We start from the raw sequence: 17,237 nt of genomic DNA, 5'->3' as shown, positions 1-17,237 counted from the left end.
AAATTTTAAAAGAGGTGGAGAATGAGAATAGTAGCTTTAATTTTATTATTACTATTTTCTAGTAACCACCTTTTTGCTGATTCAATAGAATCTGTTCTTAAAATAAAACCTCCAATAAAATATAATCAAAACCAAAAATATGACAAAATCAAAAAGTATAGTGACAATCAAAGTGATGGTGATAGCAAAAAATATGACTTTGGAATTGACATTGGTATAGATAAAGAGCTTATGACAATAGATAAGTTAAAAATTGATGTTGGAACAAAATTTAAAGGTATTAATTAGATGAAAAATATAGAAAAGATAGATTGGGCGAAAATGGGAGATTTAATACCTGTTATAACTCAAGATAGTAGTTCAAATGAAGTTTTAATGCTAGGATATACAAACAAAGAAGCTTTAGAAATTACACTAAAAACTGGATATGCACACTACTTTAGTAGAAGTAAGCAAAGAATTTGGAAAAAAGGTGAAAGCTCAAATCACACTCAAAAAATAGTAAATATTTTCCTTGATTGCGATAACGATACTCTTTTATTTAAAGTTATTCAAGAAGGAGTTGCTTGTCATACAGGAAGAAAATCTTGTTTTTTTACAAATCTAGAAAATAGTGAAGTTGTTGAAGATGTAAAAGTTGATTTATCAAAAACATATAGCGTAATAGATAATTTATACCACACTATACAAAAACGAAAAAATGAAGATATTACAAAATCTTACACTGCAAAACTTTTAAATGGTAGCCAAAACTCTATGCTTAAAAAAATTGTAGAAGAAGCTGGAGAGTTTTGTTTTGCAATAAAAGATAAAAACGAAGATGAAGCAATATACGAAGCAGCCGATATTACATATCATGTTTTAGTAGCTCTTGCAAGTCTTAATATAAATCCTGATAGAGTAAAACAAGAGTTAGCAAGAAGATTTGAAATTTCGGGGATAGAAGAAAAAAACTCAAGAAACAGATAAAAATTATTAATATTTCTTATACAACTAAGTTGCATTTAATAATTGCTTGTTATAATGCTCGCAACAAAAACTAAAAAAGGAGTTTAAATGACAAATAGCTGTCAACACTGCTCTAAGAAAATACCAATTTCAAAAGTTTTTTGCTCTCCAGCTTGCAAAGAGAACTATTTTCAAAAAATTGCAATATCAGTTCCAAAACCTTTTGTAAAAAAATTATACTTTTTTTGTACAGAAGAGGAGAAAAGCTATGAAATCAAAACTTTTGCTAAAAGACACAATTGGCATGAAGAGTTAGTAATAGAAAAAGTAGAAGAATTATTCCAAGAGTATTACAAGTGTGGATAAATAGAAATTTAATTCTATTTAAATTAAAAGGAGAAGTTATAAAAACTTCTCCTTTTTTTTATACAAAATTTTTAGGTTTAAAGACTATTTTTTAGTGGCAACCGCATCCAGAGCCACAACCACCACTTTTTTTAGCTTCATGCTCAGCTTTTATTTTTTGTCCTTCAGGAGAACAGGCACTAACACCTGCTGGCATAATTGGCTGAATAGCCTCATTTGAAACTTCACCTTGATTTTCAAGCATAGATATAAGTTTACTTGCAGCCATCATATATCTTTTTGCACTTATTGATTCAGGTTCAAAATAAACTATTGGTTTTCCACTATCCCCACCAACTCTAATAGCAGGTTCAATTGGAAGATGAGCTAAAACTTGAGTATTGTACTGTTTAGCTAACTCATCACATGTTCCTGTTCCAAAAATATCAGATTCTGTGTTACATGATGGACATATAAATCCACTCATATTTTCAACTATTCCAGCAACTGGAATATGAAGCTTAGAGAACATATCTAAAGATCTTCTACTATCATCAAGAGCTACATGTTGAGGAGTTGTTACATTAATACCAGCACTTACAGGAACACTTTGAGCAAGAGTTAATTGAGCATCTCCTGTTCCTGGAGGCATATCAATAAATAAAATATCTAACTCTTCCCATAAAATATCTCTTAAAAGCTGTTGGATTGCCTTCATAATCATAGCACCTCTCCAAATAACAGCCTCTCCCTCTTTCATTAAAATTCCCATAGACATAATATCTACGCCATAAGCATTTAAAGGTTTTGCTTTATTTCCTATTACTTCAACCTCTTTTCCATTTACTCCCATCATTCTTGGAATATTTGGTCCATAAATATCAGCATCTAAAATACCAACTTTTTTACCTTGCATAGCTGCTGCAATTGCAAGATTTACAGTTGTAGTTGATTTTCCAACTCCACCTTTTCCTGAGCTAACCATTACAATATCTTTTATTTGTGGTGCGATGTTTTGACCACTTACGCTATTGCTTTTTTGTTGCTCCTCTTTTGGTTTATTAAAAACCAAATTAATATTTAAATTTGGAAGAGCTTTTGGAATCTCTCTTCTTAATTCATCTTCAACCTCTTTTGCTGTTGAAGTAATATCTAATAGTATTGTGCAAGAGTTTGCATCTAATTTAATATCTTTTACAAATCCAAAATCAATAATTGATTTTGAAAAACCTGGGTATTTAACACTTTGTAAAGCTTTTTTAATATCTTCTATACTCATTTTTAATCCTTTTTTATAGGTTCCCATATAAAAAAGGAACCATCTAATATAAACTACTTTTTAACGGAATTTATAAAAAATTCCTAAAAGTAGCAAAATTCTAAAGGGCTTCGAGAACGAAGCCTTATATCATAGGTTCCCATACAAAAAAAGAACCTCCTCATAAATCGAGAAGTTATTATATTTTAATTAGGATAATTTTTGTCTTAAATTACCCCGCCATATTATCTATTGCTTCACCATGTTCTTTTACAATTTTTTGAGTTATCTTGTATGAACAAAATTTTGGTCCACACATTGAGCAAAACTCTGCTTCTTTAAATACATCTTGAGGCAAAGTTTCATCGTGATACTCTCTTGCACGATCTGGGTCTAAACAAAGTTCAAACTGTTTATTCCAATCAAATGCATATCTTGCATCACTCATCTCATCATCAATATCTCTTGCACCTTTTCTTCCTCTTGCTATATCGGCACTATGAGCAGCTATTTTATATGCAATAATTCCATTTCTAACATCTTCAGCATTTGGTAATCCTAAATGCTCTTTTGGAGTAACATAACAAAGCATTGATGCTCCATGCCATCCACCAACAGCAGCACCAATAGCAGATGAAATATGATCATACCCAGCAGCAATATCAGTTGTAAGAGGTCCTAAAATATAAAAAGGAGCTTCATGACAATACTCTTTTTCTATCTTCATATTTCGCTCAATTTGATTTAAAGGCACATGTCCAGGTCCTTCAATCATAACTTGTACATCTTTTTCCCAAGCTCTTAAAGTCAAATCTCCAAGAACTTTTAGCTCTCTTAGTTGTGCTTCATCAGATGCATCAGCTAAACATCCTGGTCTTAAACTATCACCCAAAGATAAAGATACATCATACTTTCTACAAATATCTAATATTTTATCAAAAGCTGTATTAAATGGATTCTCTTTATGATAGTGCATCATCCATGCTGCCATCAAACTTCCACCTCTTGAAACTATTCCCATTTTTCTTTTTGCAATATGAGGCATAAACTCAAGTAAAAATCCAGCATGAATTGTGAAATAAGAAACACCTTGTTGTGCTTGTCTTTCAATTACTTCAAGCATTTTTTCAATACTTAAATCCTCTATTTTATCTTTTACATCATGTAAAATTTGATAAATAGGAACTGTACCAATTGGAACTGTAGAGTGAGCTATAACAGCCTTTCTAATCATATCCAAATCTCCACCTGTACTTAAATCCATAATAGTATCAGCACCATACTTTAAACAAACATCAACTTTCTCAATCTCTTTGCTAACATCACTTGCTAGTGCTGAACTTCCAATATTTGCATTTATTTTACAAGAACTTGCAATTCCAATAGCCATAGGAATTTGATTTGTATGATTTACATTTGCAGGAATTATAAGTCGTCCACGTGCAATTTCACTTCTTATAAATTCAGCATCAAGATTTTCAACTTTTGCAACATACTCCATATGAGGAGTAATAATACCTTGTTTTGCATAATACATTTGAGTTCTTACTTTATCGTTTTTATGTTCTTCTAACCATTTTTGTATATTTTGCATTTTTGCTCCTAAATTAATATTATTTTCTTTATTGCTAAGACAAATTTTGAGCAAAAAAAAAGTACTCTCCGAAGAAAGTACTTTTTATTAAATTTTATCCATTTTAAACTATGAAATTTAATTTTTAAATTTACTTCCTACGCTGGTCTTAACCATCAGGTTCAAAGGGTCAGGTTTTACCTTCTCAACGCCAAAGCGTCCCCCCGCAATAAAAAAACTATTCTAGCATAAAGAATGATTAAAAACATATTAATTCTCTTTTAAAGCTCAATTATCCTTTAGTAGATATAATATAAGTTACAATTTTATATAATCATTTTTATTTCATATTAGGTTTTTAGGAAAAATGATAAAAAATTTTGCAAAATATATACAAAACTTACCAACTTTACCAGAAATCATAATAGATTTAGATAGTTTTAGAAAATCAAAAAATAGAAATTTTAAACAACTTGCTATGATTATAAAAAAGGATAAGAGTCTTCATTTAGATATTTTAAAAGTTATGGATTTTCAAATATTTGATTTTTTGAATAAACCAAAAAATATACATAATTTTATTTTAATTACTAGTTTAGAGTTTGTTTGTGCATTAGCAACATCTTTATCTTTTTGTAGAAATATAAAAACAAATCTATTTTCATATGCTGCCACTTTTGATGATTTTTTATATTCAAATACTCTTTCAATGCTAATTGTTGAAATGTGGTTAAAAAAGAGCGATAAAAACTTAAAAGATGAACTTCTTATTCCAGCATTTTTACAAGATCTGGCAAAACCTTTTATCTCTCAAGCAATAAGTGAAAATAAACTAACCGAACAGTTCTTAAATGAAATAAAAAACTCAAATATGAGTAAAGCTGAAGAGAAATTTATAGGATTTAATTCTCAAAGAATAAGCTCTACTATACTTAAAAATTGGGGTTTAAGTCACAATATTATATTTCCAATTTTATTTTCAAAAGATTTAAAAAATTGTCCAGATGAATTTAGACTAAAAGCTCTTATCTTGAATATTGTTAGCATTGTTTCAAATTTAAGAGAGCCTCTATTAGAATCAAATATAAAAAAAGCAATTAATGAAATTGAGTTATTTGGGTTAAATAGCGATAGATTTTTAAGTACAATAAGTAACATAAATGATAATATAAAGAGCAATTCTTAAAAGTATTATAAGTAACATTTAGCTATTATCTGTAACTTTTTTACTCAAAGGTTGATAATTGAAAGATATTACTTTAGTTGTTTTATGTGCTGGAAACTCTACAAGATTTGATAATTTATGTAAAAAACAGTGGATTAGGATTGACAATGAACCTCTGTGGTTAAATGTTACAAATAGATTAACTTCTTTTTCTAATTTTTCAAAAACTATTGTCGTTTCACATAAAGATGAGTTAAGCTACATGAAAAACTTTAGTGATGATTTTATTTATGTTGAAGGTGGAGATACAAGACAAAATTCTATAAAAAATGCTTTAGAATTTGTTGATACACCTTATGTAATGATAAGTGATGTTGCACGTGCTTGTATTAGCAAAAATATTATTTCTGATTTAATCCAAAATAAAAACAAAGCCTCTTGTATAGTTCCAATTTTAGATGTAAGTGATACTGTTATATTTGAGAAAAACACTATTAATAGAGAAGATGTAAAACTTATTCAAACTCCTCAATTATCAAATAGCGATATTCTAAGAAAAGCAATTTCAAAAGATATTGAATTTACAGATGAAAGTAGTGCTATAAAAAATATAGGTGAAGAAATATTTTATATAAAAGGTGATATCGCTAGTAAAAAACTAACTTTTTTTGAAGATATTTCTCAAATTCCATGTCTAAAAGCTCCAGCTAAAACACAATTTGTTGGAATTGGATATGATATTCATAGTTTTGAAGAGAAAAAAGAGATGTTTTTAGGTGGTGTAAAATTGCCATATGATTATGGATTTAAAGCTCACAGTGATGGTGATGTTTTAATCCACTCTTTAATTGATGCCCTTTTAGGTGCTATTGGTGCTGGTGATATTGGAGAGTTTTTTCCAGATACTGATGATAAATTTAAAGGAATCGACTCAAAAATACTTTTACAAAAAATTATAAGTTTTGTAAATAATGTTGGATATGAAATTGTAAACATTGATATTACAATAATTGCTCAAAAACCAAAAATAAATCCTCATAAAAATGAGATAAAAAGTAGTTTATCAAAACTTTTAAATCTTCCAAAACAATTTATAAATATCAAAGCATCAACAGCTGAAAAGTTAGGTGCTGTTGGAAGAGAAGAAGGAGTAGTTGTACAAGCTATGACAAATTTAAGATATTACGATTGGACTAAATAAAATGAATATACTAATAATTGAAAATGAAGTTTATCTAGCACAGAAAGTTGTTTCAAGACTTCTTGATGATGGTCATAACTGTGATTTTGTAGAAAATGTAAATCTTGAAAATTTAACAAAAGAGTATGATATTGTACTTCTTTCAACATCAATATCAAGCTCTATCGTAAAAGGTGTTATTAAAAAATATGGTCAAAATTCAATAATACTTCTTTTAGTATCTTATATTTCAGACGAAACTGTAACAAACCCTATTAAAGATGGAGCAAAAGATTATATTATGAAGCCATTTTTAATGGATGAATTAGTTAGAAAGATTTATCACTATAAAGAGTGTAGAGCTATAAGAAGAGAGCTTAAAGTATTAAAAGATTATTTCGAATTTACTATGAGTGATATTGATATAAAAGATGTGTTAGTTCCATTTTCATTCCCCTTACTAATAGAGACAAATTTTCAAAGCTATGCTGATAAACTTGTTTTTGAAATCGCAAAAAAAGTAGATTTACCAATAAAATTTATCTCCTTATCTTCAGCAAATTGGCAAAAACAGATAGCAAATCAATTTGAAAGAACTATTATTTACCTTACTGATTATCATACTTTAAAAAGAAATGTAAAAGATCAACTAATAAAACAGATTTTAGATAAAAAATGTGTAATTTGTTCTTTAGAAAGTGATGATGAATTTACTCACAAAAAAGTAGTTTTTAATAGTAAAAATAAATCTTTAGATCATAGTCAAATTATGTCAATAAACGATTATATAAAAACAATAGTGATAAATCATCAAAATAGATACCCTGATACAGAACTTTCAAAAAGGTTAGGAATATCTAGAAAATCTCTTTGGGAAAAGAGAAAAAAACTCGAAATTGATAAAAAGAAGTAACTATGAATTTTAGAAAATTTTTCTTAACTGTAGGATTTAGTGGATTAAGTCCAAAAGCACCTGGAACTGTTGGAAGTTTTGTATCTTTAATTTTAGGAGTCATTTTACTTGAGTTTTTACACACATCATCTCTGTTTCTACTATCTATTTTAATAACTATAATAGCTATAAAACAAATAGATCTTTATGAAAAAGAGATTGGTAGTCACGATAGTAGTGAAATTGTAATAGATGAATTAGCTGGTATGTGGATAGCTTTAGCTATTTGTGGAATAAATAGTGAAAATGTTTTCATTTTAGCTCCTCTTGCTTTTATATTTTTTAGAATCTTTGATATTTGGAAACCATCTATTATTGGAAAAATTGATAGGGATGTAAAAGGTGGATTAGGAGTAATGGGCGATGATGTTTTTGCTGGAATTTTTGCTGGAATTTGTACAGCTGGAGTTTGGCAACTAATTGAAAAATTTGTTATTTAAAAAATAGAATTTATAGATTAAAACAAAAAGGGCTTTTATAGCCCATTTGCTTCGATAAGTCTTGATTGATGATCAGCAATAAGAGGATCAATTACCTCATCAAACAGACCATCTTGAAGAATATAGTCAAGTCGATATAAAGTTAGATTTATTCTGTGGTCACTTAGACGATTTTGTGGGAAATTATAAGTTCTAATTCTTCCACTTCTATCTCCAGTTCCTACTTGCTCTTTTCTATTTGCACCCTCAGCTTCCATCTTTTTTTCCATCTCAATTTCAAAAAGTTTAGCTTTTAGAACTTTCATAGCTCTCTCTTTATTTTTATGCTGAGATTTTTGATCTTGATTTGTTACAACAATACCTGAAGGAATATGAGTAATTCTTACAGCAGAATCGGTAGTATTTACAGATTGTCCACCATTTCCACTTGCACGCATTACATCAATTTTAAGGTCATTTTCATTTATCTCAACTTCAACATCATCAACTTCTGGCATAACAGCAACTGTAATAGCAGAAGTGTGAACTCTACCTTGAGACTCTGTTGCTGGAACTCTTTGAACTCTGTGAGTTCCACCTTCAAATTTTAGCTTTGAGTAAACATGGTCACCCTTTACAAGTATTACAATCTCTTTATAACCACCAGCTTCACTATCACTTGAACTCATAATTTCAACTTTCCAGTTATTGTTTTCTGCATATCGCAAATAACCACGAAACAAATCTCCAACAAAAAGTGCAGCTTCATCTCCACCTGTTCCAGCTCTAAGCTCCAAATATATATTTCTATCATCATTTGGGTCTTTTGGAATCATAAGAAGTTTTATCTCATCTTCCAAAATAGGTTTTTTCTGCTCAAGCTCTTTTAACTCTTCTTTTGCTAAATCACCCAGCTCAGAATCATCAAGCATACTTCTGTTCTCTTCAATATCTTCAAGAACTTTTATATACTCTTTTGCTTTTCTAACAATTGGTTCTATACTTGATTGCTCTTTTGACAGAGTTGTCATTCTTTTTATATCACTAGTTATGTCAGGAGACATCAATAAATTTGTAATCTCCTCTGATCTAGTAATAAAAGGTTGGAGTTTGTCTTTTAGCATAAATTATATAGCATTAACTTTTAGTTGAAGTCTGCTTACTTTTCTAGAAGCTGTACCTTTTGCTAAAATACCCTTTGAAACGCAGTGGTGGAAGTATTTATTTGCAACTTTCATAGCAACTACTGCTTTTTCTTTATCAGCACTTTCTACTGCTGCAATAACATCTTTAGTGATGTTTTTAATTCTTGTTTTGTAAAATCTATTTCTTATAGTTTTTACTAATGTTTGTCTAGCTCTCTTCTCAGAAGATTTATGATTTGCCATTTTATTTAACCTCTTTATAAATTTTTAAAGGATAGAATACTATCCAAAATAACTTAAATAGAGTTTAATTTTAGGAAGATTTAATGAAACTATTTGGAACAGACGGAGTTAGAGGAAAGGCTGGAGAGTTTTTAGATGTTATTACAGTTATAAAATTAGCACAAGCAGCTGGAATTTATTTTAGGAAGCACTCAACAACAAATAAAATTCTTGTAGGTAAAGATACAAGAAGAAGTGGGTATATGATTGAAAATGCACTTGTTAGTGGATTAACTTCTGTTGGTTACAATGTAATTCAAATAGGACCTATGCCAACACCTGCTATTGCATACCTTACAGAAAGCATGAGATGTGATGCTGGAATTATGATTAGCGCTTCTCATAATCCATTTGAAGATAATGGAATAAAATTTTTCGATAATCATGGTAACAAACTTAGTGTTGAAAGTGAAAAAGAGATTGAGAAAATTTTTAATGATGATGATTTACTACAACAAAATCAAGCTGTTGAAAAAGAGATTGGTTCTTCAAAAAGAATCGATGATGTTATTGGAAGATACATTGTTGTAATAAAATCTTCTTTCCCAAAAGATTTAACTCTAAAAGGATTAAGAATTGTCCTTGATTGTGCAAATGGTGCTGCTTATAAAGTTGCTCCTACAATTTTGGAAGAGTTAGGAGCTGATGTAATTACAATAAATAATAAACCAAATGGTTTTAATATTAACGATAATTGTGGAGCTATGCATCCTGAAAATGTTTCAAATTTAGTTCGTGAATATAGAGCAGATATTGGTCTAGCACTTGATGGCGATTCTGATAGATTGGTTGTTATTGATGAAAATGGAGATATTGTTGATGGTGACAATCTTTTAGGAGCTTTAAGTGTATATCTAAAAGAGGAAAATCTTTTAGAAGGAGATGCTTGTGTTGCTACAGTTATGTCAAATAAAGCATTAGAAGATTATTTAGAAAAACATAATATCAAACTTTTAAGAAGTGATGTTGGTGATAAATATGTACTTGAAGTTATGAAAAAAAATGGTGTTAATTTTGGTGGTGAGCAAAGTGGACATATCATATTTTCAGATGCTGCAAAAACAGGAGATGGTTTAGCTTCAGCACTTCAAGTCTTAGCTTTGATAATAAAATCAAAGAAAAAAGCAAGTGTTGCTTTAAATCCATTTAGTTTATATCCTCAAATATTAGAAAATTTAAAAGTTAGTGAAAAAGTACCGTTAAAAGATATAAAAGGTTTAGATGAGATTTTAAAACCAATTAGAGAAAAAGGTATAAGAGATTTGATAAGATATTCAGGAACTGAAAATAAAATTAGACTTTTGCTTGAAGGTAAAAATAAAAAAGATGTTGAATCATCTATGAAAACTTTAGTAGATTTTTTCAAAAAAACACTATAAAGATAGGAAATAATTTGAAAAAAGAGTTAAAAATTGCATTGTTTATTTTTGCAACTATTTTTATTATAGATCAAGTTGTAAAATTTGGTTTTGCCTCTTTAGGATGGGGAGCTACTGGAAGCTTTATGAATCTAGAGCTTGCATATAATTATGGCGTAGCATTTTCTATGCTAGAATTTTTGGCTGGATATTTAAAATATATACAACTTTCTATAGTAGTTTTAGGAACTATTTATCTTATTAAAAATAGAGATGTTTTTTATAAATACTATATTCCTATTGCACTTTTATACGCTGGTGGTTTATCAAATATTTTAGATAGATTTACTTATGGTGCGGTTGTAGATTATTTTGCATGGCACTATATGTTTGAGTTTGCAATATTTAATTTTGCTGATGTTATGATAGATTTAGCGGTTGTTATAATTATAGTTATGCAAATAAAAGAGAGCAGAAAACAAAAAGTGGAGTAATCCACTTTTTTATGATTTTATCTTAGTTATAGCTTTTTGAAGTCTTATAAATCCTTCATCTATTTCACTTTTAGAGATTGTTAGTGCTGGTAAAAATCTTAAAGTATTATTTCCTGATTTAAGAACCATAACTCCAAATTCAAAAGCAGTTTTTATTAAACTTGCTAAAGTATCAGCATCTTTTACTCTTAATCCTCTCATAAGACCTAATCCAACATGAGTTATAAAAATATCTCTATTTGCTTCAAAAATATCATTTAATTTTTTTGTAAAATATATAATAGTTTCATCCAAAGTTCCGCTATCTTTTAAATTTTCTAAAATATCCAAAACTTCTAAAGCAGCTGCGGTTACCAAATAGTTACCACCAAAAGTACTTCCATGGTCACCAGCTGCCCAAATATCTTTATGTTTAGTCATAACAGCTCCCATAGGAACACCGCCTCCTATACCTTTTGCCAAAGTTATAATATCTGGCTCTATATCATATAAATTTGAAGCTAAAAACTCTCCAGTTCTAAATACTCCTGTTTGAACTTCATCAATTATTAATAAAATATCATTTTCTTTTAGGAATTTTGCCAACTCTTTAATTTTTTCTTTATCAAATGGAAAAACTCCACCCTCACCTTGCACAAGCTCTATCATAACAGCAACTGTTTCATCATCGATTGCATTATAAACATCATCTATCGCATTAAATGAAAATCCATCTGGGTATGGAGCAAACTTACTTTGATGAAAAGAGCTTTGACCTGTAGCTTTTACAGTTGTGATTGTTCTTCCATGAAAAGAGTTTTCCAAAGTTATAATTTTGTATCTTTTTTTCTCAAAATTTAACTCTCCATAAGTTCTTGCTATTTTTATAGCTCCTTCATTTGCTTCAGCTCCACTATTTGAAAAAAAAGTTCTTACATCATATCCACTAAGCTCTTTTATTTTTTTAGCCAAAAGTGCTTGAGGTTCTATTGCATACAAATTCGAAGTATGCGTAAGATTTGAAACTTGTTCAAAAATTCTTTTTGCAACTCTAGAATTTCCATGTCCTACACTTGTAACTCCAATACCTGAAGTAAAATCTATATAATCTTTGTTTTCATCATCATAAAGTGTTGCATTTACACCTTTTTTGAAGTTTACATAATTTCTTGCATATGTATGAAGTACATAATCTTTATCTAATTTTTCTATATCTTTCATTACTTTTCCTGATCAATCAATAATTTTTTATGAATTATAACTATAAATCTTTAAATCTTACTAGTTATCATCATTTATAGTTGCTGAATAATATCTATTTAAATCAAACAATCCATACTCCAAAGGATTTGATTTTTTAAACTCATTATCAAACCAATCAAAGTGTTCCCAGAAATTTGGATTTGCTCTATTTATTGTGTAATCTCTAATATGCTCTTTTAATTTTATCTTGCTTTCATAATTCTTTATAGTATTAAAAAAATCTAATATTTCATTTTGTTTTAAAACAATAAAAAGGCTTGGATAAGAGCTTACAAATCCTTCAACAAAATCTATATCATCTTTTGTTGGGTCAAGTCTTGACTCTTCATTAAACATCAAGGCTACATTATCATGCCATCTATTTACAACCATTGAATAGATAAGATTTTCACCATTATCCATAATAATTCTTATTAAAATAGCATTTGCATCTCTATCAGTAAAATGCTTTGTTATTTTTGTGCTTCCTGGTGCTGCTAGTGATTTAAAACTCTCTTCAATCTCCTCTTTTGTATTATAACTATCTCTTAAAGGAGTTGGTTTATATGCTTTTTCTAGAAAATTAATTTTATCTCTTTTTGTTTTTGTATAATCAAGTACCATATTTGAAAATTCATATTTATAATCGTTTGAATAGTATTTTATTCCTGTTTCATTTTTTGATGGAGAATAAACTGTAAGATATTTTGCTAACCAACCAACATACCAAGAGTTAAAATAATCCATTCTACTTTTTTGTGGCAAAAACTCCAAAAAGTTATTTTCACCTTCAACTCTTAATCTATCCATATGTGTTCTTACTAACAACTGATGCGCAGTATTACCAAATACATCAAAACCAGCAACTAAAGAGTAATATAACCTTTCTAAAAGAGGAAAATCTATAACCCAAAGAGTTTTTGGAACGCTTCCTACTGCTCCATATTGAAGAGAGGCTGTATCAAAATGTCTATAAACAGTCAAAACTGAGTCATTGTGATTTGGATTATTACTTTTTCTAATATGCTCTAACTTCATTCCATCTGGATAATATTTTTTATAAATATTTGCTCTATCTTCTTGATATTTTTTTGTCTCTTTTTCATGTCCGAGATTTTTAAAAGTTTCAAATAATCCTGGATCTTCTCCTAGTTGATTTGGAATTTTAAGATATTCAAAATTATCTCTCAAAAAGTTTTTATCTATTACACTAACATCATATTTTGGATCCATAAACATTACCCAAAAGTGGTCTTGTATTACATTTAATGCAACTTGTCCTTTGCAAACAGGACCTTTTATAAATGAATTTATAAAAAAATATATATCATTTAGTAAAAACTCATATCTACTTTTTGCTGGAATTTGCTCAAATACTGCTAATGCATTTGGAGCAGAATGTTCATTATAAGATATTAAATAAGGTACTTCCTCCCAATTTGGTTTTATAAAAGTATCCTTATAAAATCTTAATTTTTCATCGTTAAACTTAACAACCATATGAGTTTTATGAACAATTGTGCCTTCAACTTTTTGTAATCTATAATAAAACTTCTCCTTAATTTCATCATAAGGAAATCTTGTAGGAATTATCTTTGGTTCAGTTCCAGATGGAGTACTAGATCGGATTATTTGGAAAAAGTTTTTACTATTATCATCAAAAGATATATGAGCCAAAAAGAGATGCTCATAAATATATCTTGCTGTTACTTGATTTTTTATACTTTTATCATTAAAAAAATCTTCATATTTTTTTATTTGGGCTTTTTCAAAGTCATTTATAGTATCTTTTGGAGTGTCATCTATTGCTCCATTATCAAGCCAAGTCATAATAGTATTGTATTCATTTTTTGATAAGCCTGGAAAACCATAAGGCATTGCTTTGTGTGGATTTACTTCAAGATAATCTTCCAGTTCTTCTTTGTTTTTTACACAAGATAACTTATCTGTTTCAGGAGAATATTTACCTTCTAATTTAGGATTTCTATCTTTTTCAAAAAGATACTGCATCATAATAGAAGAATTTGTATCTTCCATCTTATCAGTCATAGAAAAAAAACCTTTATCTCTCCAATCTTTAGTATTTAAAGCATCAACAAATAGCCTAGTTGGATTTACAGATTTTATTCTTGTATCATAAACTAAATCTTTTGAAGCACCCCTATCAAGACCTGAAAAAGAACCTAAATTTAGCTGACATGGAGAGTTATAACAAGAGTGACAAGATACACATCTATTATCTAAAATTGGTTTTACATCTTTTGTGAAAGATATATCTTTGTTAACTCTATCAAAACTTACTGGATCAAGCGGTTTACTTGAACATCCAAAAAATAAAAATGAAAAAATTAATACTATAAAGAGTTGAAGCTTCATAAAATTTTCCTTGTTATCTTAAAAATTTTTAGATTATACAAGAAGTTTATTTTTAAAGTGCTTTTTGCTAGAATTCGAAACTAAAATCAAAGGAAAAAAATGAGACACCTAATTCGTACTTCGGACTTTACAAAAGAAGAGATACTCAAAATTTTTGATGATGCTAGAGAGTTTAAGAATAATAAATTTAGCAAACTCTTAGAGGGTAAAATCATTGTTACACTATTTTTTGAAAACTCAACAAGAACAAGAAGCTCTTTTGAAATAGCTGCAAAAAGATTAGGAGCTGAAGTTGTAAATCTTGATGTTGGTACCTCTTCTCAAAAAAAAGGTGAAACAATGTACGATACTGTTTCAAATATAAATGCTATGAACCCTGATGCTATAATTATTAGACATAGTGTTCACGGTCTTCCAGAGAGTTTGATAGGTTATGTTGATTGCCCTATAATAAATGCAGGTGATGGAAGACACTCACATCCAACTCAAGCTTTTTTAGACCTTTTTACAATTAATGAATATTTTGGTGGAAAAACTGAAGGTAAAAAAATAGCAATTGTTGGAGATGTTAGAAATTCAAGGGTTGCTGGAAGTAATAGAAGGTTACTTCCTAGATTTGGAATAGATGTAAATTTGGTAGCTCCTGATTGTTTTAAATATGAAGGTGAAGAGTTTAAACAGTTTGATACAATTCAAGAAGTTATTGATGATATGGATATTATTATGAGTTTAAGAAGTCAACTTGAGCGTCATAATATCACATATTTTGAATCACTTCAAGAGTATGCAAAAGATTTTTGCATTACAAGTGAGTTGATGAATAGAAAAGAGTTTTTACTTCTTCATCCAGGTCCAGTTAATAGAAATATTGATATTACTGATGAAGTTTTAAAACATCCAAGATGTAAAGTCTTAGAGCAAGTTACAAATGGAGTTGCTATAAGAGCTTCTATATTAAAAAAATTAATCCTAGAGGATAGATAAATAGTTACTAACTTTCAAGATATTCTAAATAAATTTGGCTCGTTAAAAGAGCCTTTTTTATTTTTAATCTCTTATGATTTAGAAAAAATCTATATAGAAAAACTTCAAAATCTCTCACAAAATATAAAATTTGAAATAGATAGTAAAAATAAAAAAAATATAAAAGATTACAGTTTAAAAAAATATCCAATTAGTTTTGATGAGTACAAAAAAAAGTTTGATTTAATTCAAGATGAGATAAAAAAGGGAAATAGCTATTTACTAAATTTAACTGCACAAACAAAAATAGATACAAACCTAACTTTAGATGATATTTATGAATCATCAAGCTCTTTATTAAAATTAAGAGTAAAGTTGGATGATTTAGATTTTGTCTGCTTTAGCCCAGAAAAATTTATAGATATAAAAGATAATAAAATCTATACATATCCTATGAAAGGAACTATTGATTCAAATTTTGATGATGCAAAAAATATTTTACTAAATAGTAAAAAAGAGTTAGCAGAACACACTATGGTTGTTGATTTGCTAAGAAATGATTTAGGAAAAGTTGCTAATAATATAAAAGTTGAAGAGTTTAGAACATTTAGCAAAATAGTTACAAAAGATAGAGAACTTTTTCAAACAAGCTCAATTATTTCTGGAGATTTACAAAATAATTGGCAAGAAAAAATAGGAGATATTTTATCAAATATTCTTCCTGCTGGAAGTATCACAGGTACTCCAAAAAAATCTACAATAGAAATTTTAAATAATATTGAAAACTATGATAGAGGATTTTATAGTGGAATTTTTGGTATTTTTGATGGTATAAATCTTCAAAGTTTTGTGCTAATTAGATTTATCGAAAATATAAATAATGAGCTTTTTTATAAAAGTGGCGGTGGGATTACAAGTGATAGTATTGCAAAAGAAGAGTATAAAGAACTTTTAAATAAAGTTTATCTACCATTTTAAAGGAAATATATGTTTTTTGAAACAATAAAATGTGAAGATTGTGAGATTTTTAATTTAGAGTATCATCAAAAAAGAGTTGCAAAAACTATCGGAAAGAATTTTGATTTACAAGAGTATATAAATCCACCAACAAATGAGCTACTAAGATGTAAGATAGTTTACAACAAAGATGAAATTTTAAGTGTAGATTATTTTCCATATAAAATACGAGATATAAAAAGCTTTAAAATAGTAGTTGATAATAGTTTAGATTACTCAAAAAAATATCTAAATAGAGATAAACTTGACAACTTATTTTTAAAAAAAGATAGTTGTGATGAGATAATTATTCTTAAAAATGGAGTAGTTACCGATACAACAATTGCAAATATAGCTATATTTTATGATGAAATTTGGATTACTTCAAAAAATTGTTTGTTAGAAGGAACTTCAAGGGCAAGGCTAATAGAAAAAAAAGAGTTATTTGAAAAAGACATAAGTCTGGATATGTTAAAAAAAGCTTCAAAAATAGCTCTTATGAATGCTATGATTGATTTTTATGAGTTAAAGGATTTTAGAATAGAGTATTAAAAAATTAAAT

Annotated in this window: 18 protein-coding genes and 1 riboswitch; of the genes, 12 read left to right on the top strand and 6 right to left on the bottom strand. The window is 28.4% G+C overall.

What is annotated here, in order from left to right; all coding sequences use genetic code 11:
* Positions 1 to 21: 21 nt before the first annotated feature.
* The 3 genes from AC5LG6_RS03915 (at position 22) to AC5LG6_RS03905 (ending at position 1,314) form a co-directional block, all read left to right on the top strand.
* Positions 22 to 288, top strand: a complete 267-nt coding sequence (locus AC5LG6_RS03915) for a hypothetical protein (RefSeq protein WP_260888252.1) — start codon at positions 22 to 24, stop codon at positions 286 to 288.
* Positions 289 to 969: a bifunctional phosphoribosyl-AMP cyclohydrolase/phosphoribosyl-ATP diphosphatase HisIE gene (gene hisIE / locus AC5LG6_RS03910; protein ID WP_081560791.1), complete on the top strand. Its 681-nt coding sequence runs from the start codon at positions 289 to 291 to the stop codon at positions 967 to 969.
* A gap of 87 nt (positions 970 to 1,056) precedes the next feature.
* Complete coding sequence (locus AC5LG6_RS03905) at positions 1,057 to 1,314, top strand: hypothetical protein (RefSeq protein WP_066156814.1); 258 nt, start codon at positions 1,057 to 1,059, stop codon at positions 1,312 to 1,314.
* 91 nt (positions 1,315 to 1,405) lie between these two features.
* Here AC5LG6_RS03905 and AC5LG6_RS03900 read toward each other — a convergent pair whose 3' ends face one another.
* Together AC5LG6_RS03900 and thiC are read right to left on the bottom strand one after the other, a co-directional pair.
* Positions 1,406 to 2,572, bottom strand: a complete 1,167-nt coding sequence (locus AC5LG6_RS03900) for an Mrp/NBP35 family ATP-binding protein (protein ID WP_066167464.1) — start codon at positions 2,570 to 2,572, stop codon at positions 1,406 to 1,408.
* Positions 2,573 to 2,783: 211 nt separating this feature from the next.
* Positions 2,784 to 4,145 (bottom strand): phosphomethylpyrimidine synthase ThiC, encoded by a 1,362-nt coding sequence (thiC, locus tag AC5LG6_RS03895; RefSeq protein WP_498585748.1) that lies wholly within the window; start codon positions 4,143 to 4,145, stop codon positions 2,784 to 2,786.
* Positions 4,146 to 4,262: 117 nt separating this feature from the next.
* Positions 4,263 to 4,360: riboswitch (TPP riboswitch) on the bottom strand.
* Positions 4,361 to 4,491: 131 nt separating this feature from the next.
* Between thiC and AC5LG6_RS03890 the strand changes: the two genes are divergently transcribed.
* The 4 genes from AC5LG6_RS03890 to AC5LG6_RS03875 are packed head-to-tail and all read left to right on the top strand — an operon-like array spanning position 4,492 to position 7,861.
* Positions 4,492 to 5,310: an HDOD domain-containing protein gene (locus AC5LG6_RS03890; protein ID WP_498585747.1), complete on the top strand. Its 819-nt coding sequence runs from the start codon at positions 4,492 to 4,494 to the stop codon at positions 5,308 to 5,310.
* 58 nt (positions 5,311 to 5,368) lie between these two features.
* Positions 5,369 to 6,490, top strand: a complete 1,122-nt coding sequence (locus AC5LG6_RS03885; RefSeq protein WP_498585746.1) for a bifunctional 2-C-methyl-D-erythritol 4-phosphate cytidylyltransferase/2-C-methyl-D-erythritol 2,4-cyclodiphosphate synthase — start codon at positions 5,369 to 5,371, stop codon at positions 6,488 to 6,490.
* Between the two features lies 1 nt (position 6,491).
* Positions 6,492 to 7,382: a DNA-binding transcriptional response regulator gene (locus AC5LG6_RS03880; protein WP_141053302.1), complete on the top strand. Its 891-nt coding sequence runs from the start codon at positions 6,492 to 6,494 to the stop codon at positions 7,380 to 7,382.
* A 2-nt stretch (positions 7,383 to 7,384) separates the two neighbouring features.
* Positions 7,385 to 7,861, top strand: a complete 477-nt coding sequence (locus tag AC5LG6_RS03875) for a phosphatidylglycerophosphatase A family protein (protein ID WP_498585745.1) — start codon at positions 7,385 to 7,387, stop codon at positions 7,859 to 7,861.
* A 35-nt stretch (positions 7,862 to 7,896) separates the two neighbouring features.
* On the opposite strand, the gene prfA is transcribed toward AC5LG6_RS03875, so the two are convergent.
* Together prfA and rpsT are read right to left on the bottom strand one after the other, a co-directional pair.
* Positions 7,897 to 8,964, bottom strand: a complete 1,068-nt coding sequence (prfA, locus tag AC5LG6_RS03870) for a peptide chain release factor 1 (RefSeq protein WP_066348116.1) — start codon at positions 8,962 to 8,964, stop codon at positions 7,897 to 7,899.
* A gap of 3 nt (positions 8,965 to 8,967) precedes the next feature.
* Positions 8,968 to 9,228 carry a 30S ribosomal protein S20 gene (rpsT, locus tag AC5LG6_RS03865; RefSeq protein WP_066156778.1) on the bottom strand — a complete coding sequence of 87 codons (261 nt, stop codon included), beginning with the start codon at positions 9,226 to 9,228 and terminating at the stop codon, positions 8,968 to 8,970.
* 83 nt (positions 9,229 to 9,311) lie between these two features.
* On the opposite strand from rpsT, the gene glmM reads away from it, so the two are divergent.
* Together glmM and lspA are read left to right on the top strand one after the other, a co-directional pair.
* On the top strand, positions 9,312 to 10,646 hold the full coding sequence (gene glmM, locus AC5LG6_RS03860; RefSeq protein ID WP_498585744.1) for a phosphoglucosamine mutase: 1,335 nt from the start codon (positions 9,312 to 9,314) through the stop codon (positions 10,644 to 10,646).
* Between the two features lie 14 nt (positions 10,647 to 10,660).
* Positions 10,661 to 11,119 carry a signal peptidase II gene (lspA, locus tag AC5LG6_RS03855; RefSeq protein WP_066156771.1) on the top strand — a complete coding sequence of 153 codons (459 nt, stop codon included), beginning with the start codon at positions 10,661 to 10,663 and terminating at the stop codon, positions 11,117 to 11,119.
* Positions 11,120 to 11,128: 9 nt separating this feature from the next.
* Here the strand turns inward: lspA and AC5LG6_RS03850 are convergent, their stop codons facing one another.
* Positions 11,129 to 12,319: an aspartate aminotransferase family protein gene (locus AC5LG6_RS03850; protein ID WP_260942144.1), complete on the bottom strand. Its 1,191-nt coding sequence runs from the start codon at positions 12,317 to 12,319 to the stop codon at positions 11,129 to 11,131.
* 60 nt (positions 12,320 to 12,379) lie between these two features.
* Positions 12,380 to 14,716 carry a fatty acid cis/trans isomerase gene (locus AC5LG6_RS03845; RefSeq protein ID WP_498585743.1) on the bottom strand — a complete coding sequence of 779 codons (2,337 nt, stop codon included), beginning with the start codon at positions 14,714 to 14,716 and terminating at the stop codon, positions 12,380 to 12,382.
* 99 nt (positions 14,717 to 14,815) lie between these two features.
* Between AC5LG6_RS03845 and AC5LG6_RS03840 the strand changes: the two genes are divergently transcribed.
* From AC5LG6_RS03840 to AC5LG6_RS03830, 3 genes are read left to right on the top strand one after another with little or no spacing between them, the layout of a single operon-like run.
* Positions 14,816 to 15,700 carry an aspartate carbamoyltransferase catalytic subunit gene (locus tag AC5LG6_RS03840; RefSeq protein WP_498585742.1) on the top strand — a complete coding sequence of 295 codons (885 nt, stop codon included), beginning with the start codon at positions 14,816 to 14,818 and terminating at the stop codon, positions 15,698 to 15,700.
* Complete coding sequence (locus AC5LG6_RS03835) at positions 15,701 to 16,657, top strand: aminodeoxychorismate synthase component I (protein WP_498585781.1); 957 nt, start codon at positions 15,701 to 15,703, stop codon at positions 16,655 to 16,657.
* A 9-nt stretch (positions 16,658 to 16,666) separates the two neighbouring features.
* Entirely contained in the window at positions 16,667 to 17,227 is a 561-nt protein-coding gene (locus AC5LG6_RS03830) for an aminotransferase class IV family protein (RefSeq protein WP_498585741.1), read from the top strand.
* The last annotated feature ends 10 nt before the right edge of the window (positions 17,228 to 17,237 follow it).

The sequence above is a fragment of the Arcobacter thermotolerans genome (assembly GCF_983172305.1).
This window is presented reverse-complemented; position numbering and strand designations above follow the sequence as displayed.

Bases quoted from the DNA above. Each gene is read 5' to 3' on its own strand.
- AC5LG6_RS03915 (WP_260888252.1), top strand. From the start codon at position 22: ATGAGAATAGTAGCTTTAATTTTATTATTACTATTTTCTAGTAACCAC.
- hisIE (WP_081560791.1), top strand. From the start codon at position 289: ATGAAAAATATAGAAAAGATAGATTGGGCGAAAATGGGAGATTTAATA.
- AC5LG6_RS03905 (WP_066156814.1), top strand. From the start codon at position 1,057: ATGACAAATAGCTGTCAACACTGCTCTAAGAAAATACCAATTTCAAAA.
- AC5LG6_RS03900 (WP_066167464.1), bottom strand. From the start codon at position 2,572: ATGAGTATAGAAGATATTAAAAAAGCTTTACAAAGTGTTAAATACCCA.
- thiC (WP_498585748.1), bottom strand. From the start codon at position 4,145: ATGCAAAATATACAAAAATGGTTAGAAGAACATAAAAACGATAAAGTA.
- AC5LG6_RS03890 (WP_498585747.1), top strand. From the start codon at position 4,492: ATGATAAAAAATTTTGCAAAATATATACAAAACTTACCAACTTTACCA.
- AC5LG6_RS03880 (WP_141053302.1), top strand. From the start codon at position 6,492: ATGAATATACTAATAATTGAAAATGAAGTTTATCTAGCACAGAAAGTT.
- AC5LG6_RS03875 (WP_498585745.1), top strand. From the start codon at position 7,385: ATGAATTTTAGAAAATTTTTCTTAACTGTAGGATTTAGTGGATTAAGT.
- prfA (WP_066348116.1), bottom strand. From the start codon at position 8,964: ATGCTAAAAGACAAACTCCAACCTTTTATTACTAGATCAGAGGAGATT.
- rpsT (WP_066156778.1), bottom strand. From the start codon at position 9,228: ATGGCAAATCATAAATCTTCTGAGAAGAGAGCTAGACAAACATTAGTA.
- glmM (WP_498585744.1), top strand. From the start codon at position 9,312: ATGAAACTATTTGGAACAGACGGAGTTAGAGGAAAGGCTGGAGAGTTT.
- AC5LG6_RS03850 (WP_260942144.1), bottom strand. From the start codon at position 12,319: ATGAAAGATATAGAAAAATTAGATAAAGATTATGTACTTCATACATAT.
- AC5LG6_RS03845 (WP_498585743.1), bottom strand. From the start codon at position 14,716: ATGAAGCTTCAACTCTTTATAGTATTAATTTTTTCATTTTTATTTTTT.
- AC5LG6_RS03840 (WP_498585742.1), top strand. From the start codon at position 14,816: ATGAGACACCTAATTCGTACTTCGGACTTTACAAAAGAAGAGATACTC.
- AC5LG6_RS03830 (WP_498585741.1), top strand. From the start codon at position 16,667: ATGTTTTTTGAAACAATAAAATGTGAAGATTGTGAGATTTTTAATTTA.